The following is a 16,395-nucleotide window of genomic DNA, read 5'->3' on the forward strand; positions in this document are numbered from 1 at the left end:
GTACGGCTTGGTCATAGTAGACATCCTTCCAGCCCAGTCCCGTTGACTAGGCACAACAGATGTCACCTATCCGTGCAACAGACCCAAGTCCTGCATCAAAGGCAGGCCTAGGATTGCGTCTTGGCGTCCCCGGTGGACACCCTGCTCTCCACCCTCCATCTGTTCTCTCCGGAAGGAATTTTTTTGCACGGGGCGAGCAAGCACTTGGGCCACTCCAGTTTGGGTTCCACAATCATCGCGCGAGCGCTGCGACATACCTAGCCAGCCACAATACCTGGCCTATTCCGGGACATCGGCGCCGGCGGTTTCTCAAACTACCGCGATTTGTCCACGACCCAAGGCCCAGTACGGCTGTCGCCTGACTTGAGGTCTGCGGTACAGCACATGAACGAAGGCCCGAGCATCCAAGGGCGACGACGCTAAGCTTCAGCGTCACATAGGTATCCGGCACCGGTCCTTCGTCGCTTCGATGCTTCGACGTCGGCCGCCCGAGGTCCGACGCGCACGTTCTGGACGACGTTTAACCCGGTCGCGAAAGACGCCAGATGCTCACGACACTGCCCCTGGCAATCTGGTCCAAGGAAGGCGAGGTGCCGGCGCTGCCGTCTTTGCCTTATTCCTCTTGCACGCCACACCATTACCCGGTTGCGTCCAGTCCTCTGGACGACGGAGCACAGCGGTAATAGCGCTTCGCGGACCAATCTTACCGATTAGGAGTAGCCGTCGTGTCATCGCTGATTCGATCCCCAAAGAGGGACAAGGGCGACGTTTCTTTGGAACCGTCCGAGGGGCCGGCCCGCCGCTTTTGCGAACGTCCTGTTGCGAGTGCGGCGGGCCGATACATGCCCTAGTCGGCGTAGGGGTCCGCGATACCTACGTACTGGGTGTAGAGGTACTCTTCGATGCCTTCGGAACCGCCTTCGCGGCCCAGGCCGGACTGCTTGACGCCGCCGAACGGTGCCGCCGCGTTGGAGATGACGCCGGCGTTGAGACCGAGCATGCCGGTCTCCAGGCGTTCGCTGATGCGCAGGCCGCGGTTGAGATCCTTGGTGAAGACGTATGCCACCAGGCCGTATTCGGTGTTGTTGGCCAGGCGAACGGCGTCATCCTCGGTGGAGAACGTGACGATCGGAGCTACCGGACCGAAGATTTCCTCCTGCAGGATGCGCGCATCTGCAGAGACGTTCTTCAGCACGGTGGGCTGGTAGAAGTAGCCGGGTCCGTCGACGGCGGCACCGCCGGTAACGGCTGTGGCACCTCCAGCCACGGCCTCGGTCACCAAGGCGTGAACACCGTCACGGGCTTTGCCGTCGATCAACGGACCCACCTTGGACTCGGGCTCGGTGCCACGGGCCGTGGTGAGTGCACCGATCTTGGCGGCGAACTTCTCAGCGAAGGAGTCGGCGATGGACTCGTGCACAATGAAGCGGTTGGCAGCCGTGCAGGCTTCGCCCATATTGCGCATCTTTGCAGCGATGGCACCTTCAACGGCCATATCCAGATCTGCGTCCGCGAAGACGACGAACGGGGCGTTGCCGCCAAGTTCCATGGAAGTGCGCAGAACTTTGTCAGCTGCCTCACGAATGAGGGCCTTGCCAACAGGCGTGGAACCGGTGAAGGAAATCTTGCGCAGCCGGTCATCCTTGATCAGCGGGCCGGTCACGGCGCCCGCCGTGGAGGTCTGGATGACATTCAGGACACCGGCGGGAAGGCCGGCTTCCTGCATAACCTGGGCGAACAGCAGGCTGGTCAGCGGGGTCAGGTTGGCAGGCTTAAGTACCATGGTGCAACCGGCGGCGACGGCGGGGGCCACCTTGCGGGTGGCCATAGCCAACGGGAAGTTCCACGGAGTGATCAGCAGGCAGGGACCCACCGGCTTCTTCTGCACCAGCAAGCGGTTCTTGCCATCTGGAGCGGGGGAGTAGCGCCCGGAGATGCGGACGGCTTCTTCGGAGAACCAACGCAGGAACTCAGCGCCGTAGGTGACCTCGGCGCGGGCTTCTGCCAAGGGCTTACCCATCTCGAGGGTCATCAGGAGCGCGAAGTCTTCAGCCCGCTCAGTGACCATATCAAAAGCGCGGCGCAGGATTTCGCCGCGTTCGCGCGGGGCGGTGCGGGCCCAATCTGTCTGAGCGGCGGCAGCGGCGTCGAGGGCGGCTGCACCGTCTTCAACACCGGCGTCGGAGATGCTGAGCAGGACCTCGCCCGTGGCCGGGTCCTCTACATCAAAGGTCTTACCGGATCCCGCCGGGCGCCACTGACCGTTGATCAGCAGGCCGGTGGGGACGGAAGTTAGCAGTTCTCTTTCGCGTTGTTCGGTGCCCGTAGTCTGGACAGTAAGTGATGACGTCATGGGGGATGTTCCAATCGTGTGGTTAGTTTGGTCCTCTAGCCGGAGCTGGGATTGCCGATATTTAGGAGGGGCTCAGGTCTTTGGGGATGCCGGTTGGCCACCAGAGTCTTTTGGCGGGATGGATTCGAACAGGCAGCGCCGTATGAGGCGTTTACTTAGCCCGGTACGGCGCGCGAGGACTTGTGCAGTTGGACGGCGGCCGGAGCTTATCTCATCGGCCAACACCGCGTTGACTCGTTGTATGGCCCACACTGGCACCTTGTGATTAGGCAATGCTGTCCCTAAATTCGTAGTAGTGCTGGCCGGACAATTCATCCGCCGTACGTGAGGCGAGACAGAAAATTCTCTAAGTCAAGTTCCGCTGCGGCGACTGCCGACTCCGGCAGCGCCGACGTCATCAGGCCCCTGTGTCTCCTTCTCAATCTCTGTCCCGAAGTCGGTTCTGTCGCCTTTGTTCACGACGGTATGAGTCTCAGCTTCGCTTTGCATGAGGTCACTTCCCTTCAATTCAATTCTGTCGAGCCTTGCTCAGTTTGAAGCCGCTGAGGATGGCTGGGGCTGCTCTGCTGGCAGGGCTGATTGATGCATGTCCTCGTTCAGGTCCATGCCACGGGTTTCTTTCATTTTGAAACCGACGATTATGGTCAGTACGGCGAGTGCGGCCAGGTAGGCGTAGAAGACAGAGGCGAGGCCGATGCTTGTGAGCCAAGTGTATAGATAGGGCGCCGTGCCTCCGAAGACGCCTGCAGCCAGGGATGTCATCACACCCACCACCCTGGCCCGTGCAAAGGTCGGTGCCAGTTCGGCCATCAGCGCCGGATAGAAGCCTACGGCGAGAGCCCATGCAGTGAGGCCCAGTCCTTGGGCGACGAAGAGAGTCCATGGCTGGTCCGTGAGGATCATCTGAACCGGGACAATCAGCAGGATCACAGCGACACCGAGAGCCATTGTCATGGGGCGGCGGCCCACCTTATCCGACAGATGGCCGAACAGGATGAGGAAGAACAGCACCATCAGTTGGGCCAGCAGACTCGCTGTGTAGGCGCCGCCCGGGTCCATTCCCTTCAATGTGATCGCGTTTACCGGGGCAAACGTCACCCAAGTGTAGTAAACGACGTTGGTGCAGGCCGAGAGAAGGAAAATGAAAATGCAGGCTTTATACAACCTTGCCCGGTCCGCAGGTGACATTTTGCTGTCCGCTGCCTTTGGATGCTTCTCGGATGCCTGCTCGGCGAACACATCGGTTTCCTTGGCGTAACGCCGCAGGACAAGAACGTACAGCGCGAGCAGACTTCCAAGTCCGAAGCCGATCCGCCAGCCCCATTCACTCATTGCCGCGCTGCCCAAGAGGTTGCTCAGCAGCGCAGCCGTAGCCGTAGCGCCCATAACACCGATCATCACACTGACGTAGACAACACTGGTCCAGAGGCCCCGGCGTTCCTTTGGCGCAATTTCCGCCACGTAGGTGTACGAGACGCCTGCTTCGCCGCCGTGGGCCAGGCCCTGCAACAGTCGCTGCACCAGCAGGATGAGTGAGGCCCACGCTCCGATTTGATCGTAGGTCGGGACCACAGCAATTGTCAGCGTCGTAAATGAGAGCGTCATCATAGAGGCAAGCAGGGTAAGCCGTCGTCCAACCCTGTCCCCAAGCCGGCCGAAGATGAAGCCGCCAACTGGACGGGCGATGAAGCCACCGGCGAAAACGGCCATGGTCGACAGCAGCGCGGACGTGGGGCTCCTGTTGTCGAAGAAGTTGGCCGCCAGATAGGTGGAGAAAATCCCGTATAAGGTCCAGTCGAACCATTCCAGCATGTTTCCTGCAGCTGCGGCGCGTACCGAACGCAGTCGGTCCTTCATGGATAAGGCTGCGGCCCCGCTCGTTTGCAAACTACTCATGATTTATCCCAAAGCTATGGCGAAAACGGGAAGCGTCATCGCAACTGTTATCGACCTGAAGCAGTGGAGCGTCGAAGACCCGGCTACCCGTGACCAGCACGAGACGAAACCGATTATCTACCTGCCCCACCGGGGTCGCATGGACGGCCAAACAACCCACCGGGGCCGCATGGACACCCAAACAAAAAGCATAGAAGTGCACTTCGTTATGAGTACACTTCTAGTAGAGCACGATCGTGACCGGCAACACAAGATGAGTCCCTTTGGGATCTTGCGCCCGCGCTTCCGCTTCACACCAAGGGCGATGCATGATTTACTGAGTGCGTACTTCGATCGGAGCGTCCGATCATTTAAGGACTCAAGGAGCCGATGATGAGTAAGCGAATCAGTCTCAATGCATTCCATATGGCGACTCCCGGGCACCAGAGCCCGGGGTTGTGGCGGCATCCCCGAAGCAAGACCGAAAATTACACCCAATTGGACTATTGGACGAACCTGGCAAAGACCCTCGAGAAGGGTCGATTTGACGCTCTCTTCCTCGCGGATGTCCTTGGCCCCTACGATGTGTTCGAAGGTTCCGCTGCACCCAGCCTGCGCGATGGGATGCAGATTCCGGCGAACGATCCGATGATGTATGTCTCTGCGATGGCGCAAGCGACCAAAAACCTTGGATTTGCTGTTACGGCTGCGGTGACATTCGAAAATCCCTACGCCTTGGCCCGAAGGCTCTCCACTCTCGACCACGTCACGGAAGGCCGCATTGGTTGGAACGTGGTGTCCTCCTATCTTAACAGCGCAGCGCTTAACCATGGAATGTCCGCGCAGATGAGCCACGACGAGCGGTATGCAGTGGCTGAAGAATTTATGGAAGTCGTTTATAAGCTCTGGGAAGGGTCCTGGGAAGACGACGCCGTGGTCGTTGACCGGGAAAAGGGTATCTACGTGGATCCCGAGAAGGTCCACCCCATTGGACATGCCGGCGAACATTTTAATGTTCCGGGATTCCACATGTGCGAACCATCACCCCAGCGTTCCCCTGTCATTTATCAGGCCGGCGGTTCACCCCGCGGCCGCGCCTTCGCGGCCAAGCACGGCGAGGGGATCTTCGTCAATGTCCTGAACCCCACACTTAGCCGGCAGATAACAAGCGACATCCGGGCCACGGCAGAGGCTGAAGGCCGTAACGGCGACGACCTGAAGATCTTCTCCCTGCTGACCGCTGTTGTGGCCGACTCGGACGCAGCTGCTGAACGGAAGCTGGCGGAATACCGCAAGCATGCATCCCATTCGGGTGCATTGGCGCTCTTTGGCGGATGGTCAGGCATCGACTTGAGCAAATTCCCCATGAATGAACCGCTCAAGAACCTGGAATCGAACGGAATCCAGACCGTAGTGAACCTCTTCACCAAGGCGGATCCGTCGCGCGAGTGGACTCCGGCCGCTATTGCTGAATACCTCAGCATCGGTGGGATGGAACCGGTTATCGCCGGCAGTCCTGAAACGATTGCCGATGAGATTGAACGTTGGGTCGACGAGGGCGACCTGGACGGCATCAATCTTTCCTACGCTGTTTCACCTGGTGACTACGAAGACTTCGTGGAACTTGTCGTGCCGGAGCTGCAGAAGAGGGGCCGGGTCTGGAAGGACTACGAGGGCTCCACGTTGCGCGAGTACCTCCGAGGCGAAGGCAATACTCACGTGTCGGAAACTCACCCTGCTGCCAGCCACTCCATCTCGAACCGGTTTGCCCCCCGCTAACAGCGGGAGCCGTAGTGTGGCTGCCGCCGTGCAGCCGCTCTGCGGTTCCGTTAGGAGTTCTCACCACGCGCGCGGACGCGCCGGAAAGGCCAATATGGCAGGCACAACAACGGCTGTTGCACCTAACACCAGACCTCGCACTAAGAGCGCAGTCCTGATTATCGGTTTCGCAACACTGCTCAGCATTAGCGTGTGGTTCTCTGCCTCCTTCATCATCAAAGGCATCTCCGCTCGATGGCAGGTTCCCGACACACAGCTCTTCTGGGTGACGTTTGGTGTCCAAGCGGGCTTCATTATCGGAGCAATCGTGTCCGCGCTTTTGCGCTTGCCGGATCGTCTTAGCGCCCGGATATTCTACAGTTCCTGTGCGGCTGGGGCCGCATCAGCAAATATCTTGCTTCTTGTGTTCCCCACTTTCGAGGCCACCCTGGTGCTGAGGCTTGCCACCGGAATATTTCTGGCCGGCATCTATCCTGTTGCCGTTCGAGAAACTTTGGCATGGGTACGGCCCGACCGGCGAAGTCTGGCTTCCAGCACTCTGGTCGCTGCACTGACCGTAGGGTCCGCCGCACCACACCTGATCAACGGGATCGGGGGCGCGGATTGGCAAGTTGTGATCATAGCTACGAGTATCTGCTCACTTGTCGGCGGCCTACTGTTCCTCCTCGTCCCAGGGACAGCCCCGTACAGGGATACTCCTACCCATGTCAGCCTTCGTCAGGGATTTGCCGTGCTCAGGAACCGCAAGGTCCTGCTTGTAAACATGGCGTACTTCAGCCACATGTGGCAGCTCTATGCCATGTGGACTTTTGTGGGCGCCCTGGTCGCCCACCGTATTTCCGGCGGGGCGGCGCCTACTGGTCTAGTCGCGGTCGCTTCCTTTATCATCATCGCTTCGGGCGCTTTGGGATGTATCGCTGCCGGATTTCTGGCCGACCGCTTTGGCAAAATTATCATTTCGCAGATCTTTATGCTGCTTTCCGGCGCAGCCGCCACCCTGGTGGCAATGAGCGCCACGTGGCAACCAGCGGTCTTATTGTCCGTGTGCATCCTTTGGGGGATAACGGTTATTGGCGCATCAGCCCTTCTTTCTGCCTTGCTCCGCGAATTTTGCCCCGAAGCCCACGTTGGCAGCGCGCTTTCGGTACAGATGGCCGGCGGCTACGCAGTCAGCGCCGCCAGCATCGCTCTATTCCCCTTTATTGTCGGGGCTTTCAGCTGGGAGATGGCAGTTCTTACGCTCGTCCTTGGCCCGGTCGTCGGCATCATTATCCTCCGGGTGATCAAGTCAGGTTTCCCTTCGCAGCTTGGTGATAACGCTGAGCCAGCCACCATTGTCAGGTCTCCCTCATGTCACACGTAGCAGAAAAGTCCCCAAACCTGCGTGAACGGAAGAAGCGCCAGACCATGGAAAGCGTTTTGGCGGTCGCTCGTGAAATGCTCTCCGAAAAGGAGTACGACAGCATTACGACCAAGGAAGTGGCCGCCAGAGCCGGCATCGGGGAGGCAACGCTCTTCCGGTACGTAGTCAACAAGAAGAACCTCTTCCTCCTCATCTACGAGGAGTTCTTCAACGACGTGCTGCAGGCCTGCCTGGACGAGGACGCCAAACACACCGCCGAGAATGGCACGGCCGAGTATTACATCGAAACCATCACCAGGATGTACACGTCGCTGGCCGGGCTCTACAAGCGTGACCCCGACAGCGGGTATGTATACGTGCGTGACTCCTTCAGCCCCGAAGACTTCGGCCAACGGGGCTTGGAACAGGGCGACCGCTGGCACGACCTGGTCGAAAATGTCATTCGCAGAGGCCAGGACGCCGGCGTACTCCGCCCGTCGCCGCCGCGCCTTACTGCACTGAACATCCACGCGATCTACGTTCATGAAGTGCTCGCCACGCACGCCCGCCGCCGCGACCCAGACACGATAGACCAGCGCGTAGTGGCACGCATCTCCGACCTGGCTGGCCCGCTGAAGATCTAGGACTCCATGATGGAGCTGCTATGCCGCAGGAGTCCCTTGGATGCGCGGGCCAATCCCGCTGCGTTTCTCGCCGAAATCACCCTCCCAGCCCTTGTGAATGGGACCTGCAAATGCTTTAATGAAAGTACACTCCGAACAAAGTTCGCTTTCAAAAGTTTAGGCGTCTCCTGCGCCCGTCGAAAGGAAAGTCATGACTGTCATGAACATCTCCGAGTCTCCGGACATCCGCCAAGCCTTTTCCAACTTCCCCTCGGGCGTGGCCGCAATTTGCGCGGTAGTGGACGGAGTGCCTAAAGGTCTCGCCGCTTCCTCGTTCACTGTTGGGGTTTCGCTGGAACCGCCGCTGGTCTCCGTCGCTGTGCAGAACAGTTCGACCACATGGCCCTTTCTGAAGAGGGCCGAGAGAATTGGAGTGTCCATTCTTGGTACGGGTCAGGAGGCAACTTGCCGCCAACTTGCATCAAAGAACCCGGACAAGTTTGACGAAATCTCATACACGTCGACGGATGGGGGAGCCATAATCATCCCTGGCTGCTCGCTCTGGCTTGATTGCTCCCTATTTGCCGAATATCCCGCCGGCGACCACGTCGTAGCGCTCCTGGAGGTACACAGCGCCGACGTCCACCTTCACGAGAGTCCAATCATCTTCCACAATTCCAAGTTCAAGACCCTCGACCTCGTCCGCTCCAACTGAACGGGCAACGCCCATTTGCTACTTGCTTTCAGCGAGTTTGGGGGACCGCCCTGCCTCACTGCTTGGCTTCCCGGAAAAGGACCAGATATGGCTTCGGACTGGCTGCGGAATCAACCTCATATCGGACAGACCGCGCGGATGTCACGCAGGATATCTGAAGATGACATTTCGCTTTTCACTGAGATCAGTGGAGACCGAAATCCGCTGCATTACGATCCCGGCGCGGCAACGGCCTCCCCGTTTGGTGAAATCGTCGTCCAAGGAGGCGTGACCAGCGCCATCCTCAACGCCGTGGTCGCCGAGAAACTGCCCGGACCGGGCACGGTCTTCCTCAACGTTAATTGGAATTTCAAGGCCCCTGTACGGCCCGGTGATGTTATTACCGGGAACGTGGAGGTAACCCATGTCCGTGATGACAAGCCGATTACCACTCTCAACACCACGGTGGTGCGAGGAGATGGGAAAGTAGTACTAGAAGGAACAGCCGTCTGCTACACAATGCCGATAGATCAGGTCCACTGAGGACAGGCTGGGGGTGATGGATACGCCAACGGATACAAGGGCAGACTTAGAACCGGCATTGTTGGTGAGACGGCGCCTGTTCAGCGGAGATCAGCAACCCGTGCCGTATGTCCTCCCTGCGACTGCTGCTCGTGGATTCGGGGTGTCGCTCAGCACCCCCAGCGCCGGCGGCGAGCCTCCGGCGCTTCCGCCGATTTCCTCTTGCGATGGGTCAGGCGCCCTGTCCGTCATCGACGAGCACACCAAAGGCTAATCATTGCCCATTGCCCATTGCACTTTGGTGTTTTGCGTGCAGATACTCCTTACGCCTGCAAGCCAGGACGCATAGTTCCCCAGAGCTCCTTGGCTTTCCAGTCTTCGACAGGTCACCAATGCTTCAGCCCATAACCCAAGCGCACTCCGAATTCCGCTTGGAGATTGTTGTCGAAGATCCTAAGGATCTAAGTCAGCTCTTAGATCATGCAGTACAGCAATTGATTCCCGCAGCTCTGGAACGCAGACAGGGCATACTGGTGACCCACGCTTCCCCCGACAAATACATCGTTGAAGTCAACGACGGCGTTCCATGCGGGGTCATCCAGGAAGGGAGAATCGACCCAAACGGGCACAAGTTTTGGTCGCTTGGGCGGCTTTGACGAAATCGGCATCATGAAAGGACCGTGTCTCCGCCCATACAAGTCCTGGAAGAGCTCAGCCGCCAAGCCGCACTGACTTCAGCTGTAGCGGACGCTTTCGCGCCGTAAACCGGGGCACGGCTTATTGCAGAGTTCCGAGTTTGAATCGCGCATCGAAGTGGCGCCTGTAGTCCGTCGGCGTGGTGGAAAAGGCCGCCGTGAAATTCTGCCGAAGAGTTACGGCGCTGCCGAAGCCGCAGTCAGCGGCAACCTGGTCGATGGACAGGTCCGTGGTTTCCAGCAGGCGCCGGGCGGCGTCGAGCCTTCGGCTCCGGATCCAGGCCGACGGCGTGGTCCCGCTAGTTGCTCGGAAAGCCCGGACGAAGGTCCGCCGGCTCATATGTGCCTGCGCGGCGAGGCGGTCAACATTGAGCGGCTCGCCAAGGCGGCTCAAAGCCCATTCAAGCAGGCGGGCGATCGGGTCTTCGGAGGAGCGTGGGGGCAGGGGATGTTCGATGTACTGGGCTTGGCCTCCTTCGCGGTGTGGGGCGATGACCAGGCTGCGGGCCACCTGGTTCGCGGCATCCGCTCCGAGGCGGGTCCGCACGAGATGCAGGCAGGCGTCGAGCCCGGATGCTGTGCCGGCCGAGGTCAACACGTCGCCGTGGTCGATGTAGAGCACCGTCTGGTCGAGGACAACGTCAGGGTGCCGGACGGCCAGGGAATTGAAGGCCTGCCAGTGTGTGACCGCCCTGCGGCCGAACAGCAGGCCGGCGTCCGCCACCGGGATCGCGCCCAGGCAAAGCCCCATGATGGTCACGTCCCGCTGGTGCGCCCGCTGGAGGACCCGGCGCAGTGACTCGGAAGGTGCACGGCCGTCGTCGAACCATGAAGGAACCACGACAACGTCCGCCTGGTCCGCCGCCTCGAAGCCCTGAATGCCGCCCAGATGGTACCCCTCTGTGGTCCGGACCTGTCCTGCGCCCTCGGAGAACAGGACGGTTTTCCAGTCCCCGAGTCCCTGCCTGGCCACCTCGTCAAAGACCATCTGGGGGACTGCGAGGTGGAACATCGTGACGTCGTCGAAGGCATACACGGCAATCCGCATGAGGCCCTCCTTTTCATTCTGGCCTGAATCCATCGTATATGGGCATGCGTGCCACTGGTGGTCCCAGGTGAGAGCCCGGAGGATGGAAAGGTACCCACCAACCGCTATCCGGGAGAACATTCATGAGCACCCCTCGCCGCGCCCTTATCCTCGTCGACGTCCAGCAGCAGTACCTCAGCGGACCCCTAGAGATCCAGTACCCGCCGCATCAGGAGTCCCTGCCGGTGATCGCGCAGGCCATCGATGCGGCTGCCGCTGCAGGCCTCCCCGTCGTGGCCGTCCAGCACACCGCTGGCGAAGGCGCACCGGTCTTTGCGCCCGGTACGCCCGAATTCGAGCTGCACCCCGAGATCGACCGCCGCAGGACCGGTGACTGGAAGAGCCTCGTCAAGAGCTACGGCTCCGTCTACGCCGGTACGGACCTGGCCGCTTGGCTACGTGAGCGGGAGATTGATACCGTGACCCTCGTCGGCTACATGACCAACAACTGCATCCTGGCCTCGGCAGTTGAAGCGGAGTTCCTCGGCTTCAACACCGAAGTCCTCTCGGATGCCACCGGCGCCATCAACCTCACCAACGATGCCGGGTCCGCCGATGCCAGGACAGTGCACAGCACCCTGCTGGCACTGCTGCACTCGAACTGGGCCGCCGTCAGCACTACCGGCGCCTGGGCCGCAGCCGTTAAGGACGGGCAGGCGCTGGCCAAGAGCGATCTTGGCAGCTCCGCCGTAGCAGGAGCGGCAGAGTTGGCGCAGGCCTGAGCGGCTGCCCGGCACCTCGGGATGGGAGCGCGGGACTGACCGAGAGCGGGGGGTCCCATGGCGGGTGACGTTGATCAGCAAGAGTTACCGCAGCAGCTCCTGGCCTACAACTTGGAACAATTTTCACTGGCTGACTACCGCTACTGCTGCGGGCTTCTCCTTGGACCGCAACACGGCCGGTCTCAGCGGGCAGATCATCGAGTCCCAACAAAGCCGCCGCTCTGGGGAGGCTGGGGGACGCCTTCCATGTGGAACGGTTCGGTCTGCTGGGACGTCTTAAAACCCTGTATCCAAATTGAGTTCCTTAGCAGAGATCCGCCAGCCCTCAGATGTTCGAGTGACCGTGTCCGTGTAGGTTCCCACGGTCTTGAAGGTGAGCTCCTGGTCTGCGACCGCGGAAACGATGACGTAAGACAGCACTGTCGCTGTGTTCGAGTCTTGGGGTAAGACCTGGATGTTCGAGATATGATGCCTGCGCCTGTCGCTTTGCGAGCCTTTGAAGGTCTGGATCTGGTCCACTATTTCGTCGACACCGACACGGGGGCCATAGGTGGGGCCACCGGCAACCCGCATGACGTACGTTGCATCAGACGTAAAGCACCGACGTAACGAACTGAAATCGCGGAGGTCGTGGTGCACCCCGTAAGCGGTGGTTAGTTCGTGAATTTCGATTCGGTCGGCCGCAGAAAGTACCTCTTTTTGAGAAATTGCGGACATCATCATCCCTTCTAGTTTGGTTATAGCAGGAGAACCGCGGCGCGCCCGGCTGAGGTCTTCACGGTCGTGGCTTGGCGGACAGTAGCACCAAGCCCCCTCGAGGAGGTGAGGCCGCAGCCCTAATGCCATCTGCTACTATAGCGGAGTATACTCCGATTTATAGTGCAATCCGCTAGGTGGGCGGGCCACTGTATGGAGAACATCGTAGTTCTAGTGGAGGAATAAAAATGTCCCTTATCGAGACTGACTATCTGGTGGTCGGGGCGGGAGCCTCGGGCATGGCCTTTGTCGATAGCCTGATACAGCACTCTGACGCCGATGTCGTGATGGTTGATCGGCGCGATTTACCTGGCGGTCACTGGCATGACGCTTACCCCTTTGTCCGGCTTCATCAGGCTGCAGCTTGCTACGGCGTTTCATCGACTGATCTCGGCAAGGATCGCCTTGATGGGTCGGGGCATAACGCCGGGATGTATGAGTTGTCATCGGCACCTGAAATTTGCGCCTATTTTTCGCAGGTCCTAAACCAGGTACTACTCCCCTCCGGTCAGGTTCGATTTCTCGGTATGACCGAGTTCCACGAGGACCGGCCGGGAGAGTACCGGCTCGTTTCCCTGCTCACCGGGAAGGAAACCACCGTACGCGTGCGTCGTCGCCTCGTCGATGCCACCTATATCGAACCCGACATCCCATCACGGCGGAAACCAGCCTACGAAGTCGAACAGGGCGTTACTCTCGTAACGCCGAACGAGCTGGTCAACCTAGGCAGTGTACCTTCCGGCTTCACTGTTATCGGGGCAGGCAAAACTGCGATGGACGTCTGCACTTGGCTTCTCGAGCGCGGTGTCGACTCTAACTCGATTTCATGGGTCCGCTCGCGTGATGGTTGGTACATTGATCGCTCATGGACTCAGCCCCTCGATTTAGTACACACCCGGCTTCACTATCAGAGCACCCTGGCGCAGGCAGCAGCAAATGTCACGACTGGACGGGATCTTGCACGCTACATGGAAGACGCCGGCCTCTTTCTGCGGCTTGACCGATCTGTTGAACCGACTCAGTTCCGCGGAGCAACCATCAGCAAGTCAGAGTTCGACCTTTTGGCCTCCATCGAACGCGTGTCTCGCAGTGGCCGCGTCCAGCGAATCAGGACCGGCGGCATCGACTTTGAACGTGGTCATGAAACCCGTCCCCAAGGTGAGGTTTATGTCGATTGCACCGCAACCGGGCTTAGGACGATAGACCCGAAACCTGTTTTCGAAACAGGACGGATGGCCTTGCAGTACGTCACCCCTGGATACGCCTGCTGGAGCGCGGCGACTCTGGCTGTCGTAGAAGCAACTCGAAGTAATGACGAGGAGAAGAATCACCTCTCGTTGCCTGTGGTTTACACCGGCCACGTAGACGATCTTCTTACGCTCACCAGCGCCAGCATCAACAGCGCCTCCAGGCGCGAAGCGCAGCCAGATATTGGCGCTTGGTCAAGCAATACCAGATTGAATCCGGCCCGTGGTGTAAACGAGCGAAAGCACGTGCCTGAGGTGATCGCTGAATTAGCTCGCCTGAAGCAATGGCGGGAGCCTGCCATGAGCAACCTCGCAAACTGCCTCGGTACTCCCCAAACCGCTGACACTAAAGACGGTTTACGGGTCCTTGCTTAGGCTGCGTTGCGCAAAGCCTGCCTGGCTTCTCTGCGTGTCAGGGAGGAACTGCTTCTAGCTAAGCAGCGCAACACTGTATCCGCGGGGGCCTGGAGACTCAGATAGACCAAAAGGACACAGGTGCATACGGCGATGGGTCCCTACGATGCCCATTGCGCCTGGACTTCATGACTCTCACCGCCAAGCATCACCGGGTGATTTAACCAGCCCTCAAGAACCAGACGAGCCGACGCTATAACCCGTTTGTCTTGTCCGGGCTGTTAGCTTTGGGGCCCGGCTCTAACTGTCGGTGCCGGTCTAAGAGTCAGCCATTGGTGCCTTCCGGATCGCCAACAACTGCAAACTTGGCACCAGCAAGTACCAGTTCGCTTCGATGGGCACCTTGCCTGTGGCTCTTGCCATCCGGCTTCTTCAGGGTTAAGCCTGACGACCCGGATGGCAGGAGCCCGGTCGAGCGCCGCCAGGCTGTGGCTCGGATTCATTCCTGGCAGGTGCGGCGTGATCGTTGATATGTGGGGCCAGCTCCCACAGGGGCAGCAGAAAGGGAAGATGCAGATGCGCCTCCCGGCCGCCGACAAGGCTGCATGCCTGCCCTCCCCGTAAGGCTTAGTAGCCAGCGGCGTGCGTTCCCACACTTCGTCGCCGTCGTCCTGGGGCAAAAGAGCCGAGCGCCGGTGGTATACCCGGCTCCCTTTCGGACCTCTCCCCCGGCCTGTTTTTCAAAGGCCGATAATGAAGATTCCGTTAACTTACCTCTCTCGGCCAAGTCGGCCGGCTACGACGTCGCGGGGGCGTTGGCATAGGGCTTTCCTCTTCCCGATTAATAGGGGAGGGGGAGGGGCGGCCGCGATGGTCCGGGTCAGCGCGAGGAGGCCAGTCTTGGCAGCACTGCAAGCACCAAGTTGTGGCGCTCCTAAGAATGCAAAGAGTACCCACGGATGCCAGGCCTGAACTCCTTGTGCCTCAAGGCCCTGACATCTGCGCCCGGGTTGCTGCTGACCGCATTGATCACTCGCAGGTCGTGATCGGGCTACACTTCAAACGGATTTCCCCCGCGTTCGAAAGGATCACCGATGACCGCCTCGTCCACCGCCTCAGCCCTGCGAGGTGTCGGCGGTTTCGCCGTCGCTGCCGGGACCCTATTAGTGGCCGCCGGGGCGGGGGCCTGGGTCGCGGTCACAAAGCAGCTCCAGGCGGAGAAGATTGACGTGCCAGGTGATGCCCCGATGCTCGCTGGGAAGCGCGTGCAGGGTCCGGCGACGGCCTACGTCGAGGCGCTCGTCATTAAACGCCACGCCGAGCGTGGGGCGGGCGGCCGCACCTTCGCCGACATCAGCAACGCTCTTCGCGGAATAGAAGGCGGCAGTGACGAGGCCGCCGAGCTGCGCAAGCAGAGCGTCGCCCTCTCGACGGCGGCCTCGCTGCGCACCTCCCTCATGACCTCCGTGCTCGCCTACGGCGTCAGCGCATTCGCCGCCGGCCTCGGCGTCTTCTTCCTCCTCGCCGGCTCCTTCCTGCGCCGCTCCGGCGGGTGACTGGCAATCGAGATGAAGAGCCGATAACGGGTATTCCGTCAACCTACGGTTTCCCTGCTCGTTTGAGCAGCGGAACTCCGGCCAAGAGCGGTAGGCCGGAGTTCCGTCTCCAAACGCAACATCCCGTTGTTGAAGTTCGCTAGGGCTGTGACCGGCACTTGAATGTAGAGGCACCATGGCAGAAGCAGTTCGGTGATCAGCTGCCGATACCGAGGTTGATGGTTATTACGGTCCCGTGCCCGGCCCCAGGACCGATCTCCAGTCGCCCGCCGACGGCAGCTACTATCCGTGCACAGATCGCTAGGCCCAGAACCCTTTGCCGGTCGGGTTCGCTGATCCCTTTCCCGGTGTCGATCACCTGCAGGGCTACCCCCTCATCGGTCCGGTGGCCCGTGACGCGGATAACCGCAGATACGCCGGGGCGGGCGTAGGCGACCGCGTTATGTATCAGGTTCTGGAGCAGCACTCTCATCTGGACGGGACCGGCGTTGAAGCTCAGATCATCGCAGTCAACCGAAGCTCCGCTGGCCTCAAGGCTCGCGTCCAGGTCTTTCATGACGTCGCTGATCAAGGCGCTGAGGGAGAGCGGGGCGGGACGGACATCCCCGCCGATAGTGGCGTAGGCAAGGACATCTTCGACCATATCCAGCATCCTTTGACCGGAACTGGCCACGACGTCCAGGTACCGGGCTATCTTTGCATCCGGAGTGTTCTGGGCAGCCGTCTGACTGAGTTCGACGTAGCCGAGAATGGAGGTCAGGGGATTGCGGAGGTCGTGGCTGATGCGGCC

At 60.0% G+C, this 16,395-nt stretch carries 13 protein-coding genes; 8 read left to right on the plus strand and 5 right to left on the minus strand.

The annotated features are described in order from the left end of the window. Positions 1-847: 847 nt before the first annotated feature. Together SB659_RS18005 and SB659_RS18010 are read right to left on the minus strand one after the other, a co-directional pair. The gene (locus SB659_RS18005; protein ID WP_410551350.1) at positions 848-2,353 is read right to left on the minus strand and encodes an NAD-dependent succinate-semialdehyde dehydrogenase; all 1,506 of its coding nucleotides are present in this window, start codon (positions 2,351-2,353) and stop codon (positions 848-850) included. 528 nt (positions 2,354-2,881) lie between these two features. Beyond that, a complete protein-coding gene (locus SB659_RS18010; RefSeq protein ID WP_410551351.1) occupies positions 2,882-4,249 on the minus strand; it encodes an MFS transporter in 1,368 nt (455 codons plus the stop codon). 372 nt (positions 4,250-4,621) lie between these two features. Between SB659_RS18010 and SB659_RS18015 the strand changes: the two genes are divergently transcribed. The 5 genes from SB659_RS18015 (at position 4,622) to SB659_RS18035 (ending at position 9,209) form a co-directional block, all read left to right on the plus strand. Next, a complete protein-coding gene (locus SB659_RS18015) occupies positions 4,622-6,007 on the plus strand; it encodes an LLM class flavin-dependent oxidoreductase (protein ID WP_410551352.1) in 1,386 nt (461 codons plus the stop codon). 16 nt (positions 6,008-6,023) lie between these two features. Next, entirely contained in the window at positions 6,024-7,370 is a 1,347-nt protein-coding gene (locus SB659_RS18020) for an MFS transporter (protein WP_410551353.1), read from the plus strand. After that, entirely contained in the window at positions 7,358-7,993 is a 636-nt protein-coding gene (locus tag SB659_RS18025) for a TetR/AcrR family transcriptional regulator (RefSeq protein WP_410551354.1), read from the plus strand. The genes SB659_RS18020 and SB659_RS18025 overlap by 13 nt, the downstream gene beginning before the upstream one ends. Positions 7,994-8,183: 190 nt before the next feature. Further along, on the plus strand, positions 8,184-8,687 hold the full coding sequence (locus SB659_RS18030) for a flavin reductase family protein (RefSeq protein WP_410551355.1): 504 nt from the start codon (positions 8,184-8,186) through the stop codon (positions 8,685-8,687). Positions 8,688-8,774: 87 nt separating this feature from the next. Further along, positions 8,775-9,209 (plus strand): MaoC family dehydratase, encoded by a 435-nt coding sequence (locus SB659_RS18035; protein WP_410551356.1) that lies wholly within the window; start codon positions 8,775-8,777, stop codon positions 9,207-9,209. 756 nt (positions 9,210-9,965) lie between these two features. On the opposite strand, the gene SB659_RS18040 is transcribed toward SB659_RS18035, so the two are convergent. Beyond that, complete coding sequence (locus SB659_RS18040; RefSeq protein ID WP_410551357.1) at positions 9,966-10,931, minus strand: GlxA family transcriptional regulator; 966 nt, start codon at positions 10,929-10,931, stop codon at positions 9,966-9,968. Between the two features lie 122 nt (positions 10,932-11,053). Between SB659_RS18040 and SB659_RS18045 the strand changes: the two genes are divergently transcribed. Further along, a complete protein-coding gene (locus SB659_RS18045; protein ID WP_410551358.1) occupies positions 11,054-11,692 on the plus strand; it encodes an isochorismatase family protein in 639 nt (212 codons plus the stop codon). 276 nt (positions 11,693-11,968) lie between these two features. Here SB659_RS18045 and SB659_RS18050 read toward each other — a convergent pair whose 3' ends face one another. Beyond that, a complete protein-coding gene (locus SB659_RS18050) occupies positions 11,969-12,415 on the minus strand; it encodes a nuclear transport factor 2 family protein (protein ID WP_410551359.1) in 447 nt (148 codons plus the stop codon). 221 nt (positions 12,416-12,636) lie between these two features. On the opposite strand from SB659_RS18050, the gene SB659_RS18055 reads away from it, so the two are divergent. After that, the gene (locus SB659_RS18055; RefSeq protein WP_410551360.1) at positions 12,637-14,070 is read left to right on the plus strand and encodes an NAD(P)-binding protein; all 1,434 of its coding nucleotides are present in this window, start codon (positions 12,637-12,639) and stop codon (positions 14,068-14,070) included. 1,073 nt (positions 14,071-15,143) lie between these two features. Then, a complete protein-coding gene (locus SB659_RS18060) occupies positions 15,144-15,605 on the plus strand; it encodes a hypothetical protein (RefSeq protein ID WP_410551361.1) in 462 nt (153 codons plus the stop codon). Positions 15,606-15,801: 196 nt separating this feature from the next. Here SB659_RS18060 and SB659_RS18065 read toward each other — a convergent pair whose 3' ends face one another. Then, positions 15,802-16,389 carry a sensor histidine kinase gene (locus tag SB659_RS18065; protein WP_410551389.1) on the minus strand — a complete coding sequence of 196 codons (588 nt, stop codon included), beginning with the start codon at positions 16,387-16,389 and terminating at the stop codon, positions 15,802-15,804. Positions 16,390-16,395: the final 6 nt, after the last annotated feature.

The sequence above is a fragment of the Arthrobacter sp. SIMBA_036 genome (assembly GCF_046535135.1).
In the GTDB taxonomy this organism is placed as follows: Bacteria; Actinomycetota; Actinomycetes; order Actinomycetales; family Micrococcaceae; genus Arthrobacter.

Excerpts from the sequence above, each read along its gene's own strand:
- SB659_RS18060 (WP_410551361.1), top strand. The coding sequence starts at position 15,144 with ATGACCGCCTCGTCCACCGCCTCAGCCCTGCGAGGTGTCGGCGGTTTC.
- SB659_RS18025 (WP_410551354.1), top strand. The coding sequence starts at position 7,358 with ATGTCACACGTAGCAGAAAAGTCCCCAAACCTGCGTGAACGGAAGAAG.
- SB659_RS18040 (WP_410551357.1), bottom strand. The coding sequence starts at position 10,931 with ATGCGGATTGCCGTGTATGCCTTCGACGACGTCACGATGTTCCACCTC.
- SB659_RS18030 (WP_410551355.1), top strand. The coding sequence starts at position 8,184 with ATGACTGTCATGAACATCTCCGAGTCTCCGGACATCCGCCAAGCCTTT.
- SB659_RS18005 (WP_410551350.1), bottom strand. The coding sequence starts at position 2,353 with ATGACGTCATCACTTACTGTCCAGACTACGGGCACCGAACAACGCGAA.
- SB659_RS18055 (WP_410551360.1), top strand. The coding sequence starts at position 12,637 with ATGTCCCTTATCGAGACTGACTATCTGGTGGTCGGGGCGGGAGCCTCG.
- SB659_RS18015 (WP_410551352.1), top strand. The coding sequence starts at position 4,622 with ATGAGTAAGCGAATCAGTCTCAATGCATTCCATATGGCGACTCCCGGG.
- SB659_RS18010 (WP_410551351.1), bottom strand. The coding sequence starts at position 4,249 with ATGAGTAGTTTGCAAACGAGCGGGGCCGCAGCCTTATCCATGAAGGAC.
- SB659_RS18050 (WP_410551359.1), bottom strand. The coding sequence starts at position 12,415 with ATGATGATGTCCGCAATTTCTCAAAAAGAGGTACTTTCTGCGGCCGAC.
- SB659_RS18035 (WP_410551356.1), top strand. The coding sequence starts at position 8,775 with ATGGCTTCGGACTGGCTGCGGAATCAACCTCATATCGGACAGACCGCG.
- SB659_RS18045 (WP_410551358.1), top strand. The coding sequence starts at position 11,054 with ATGAGCACCCCTCGCCGCGCCCTTATCCTCGTCGACGTCCAGCAGCAG.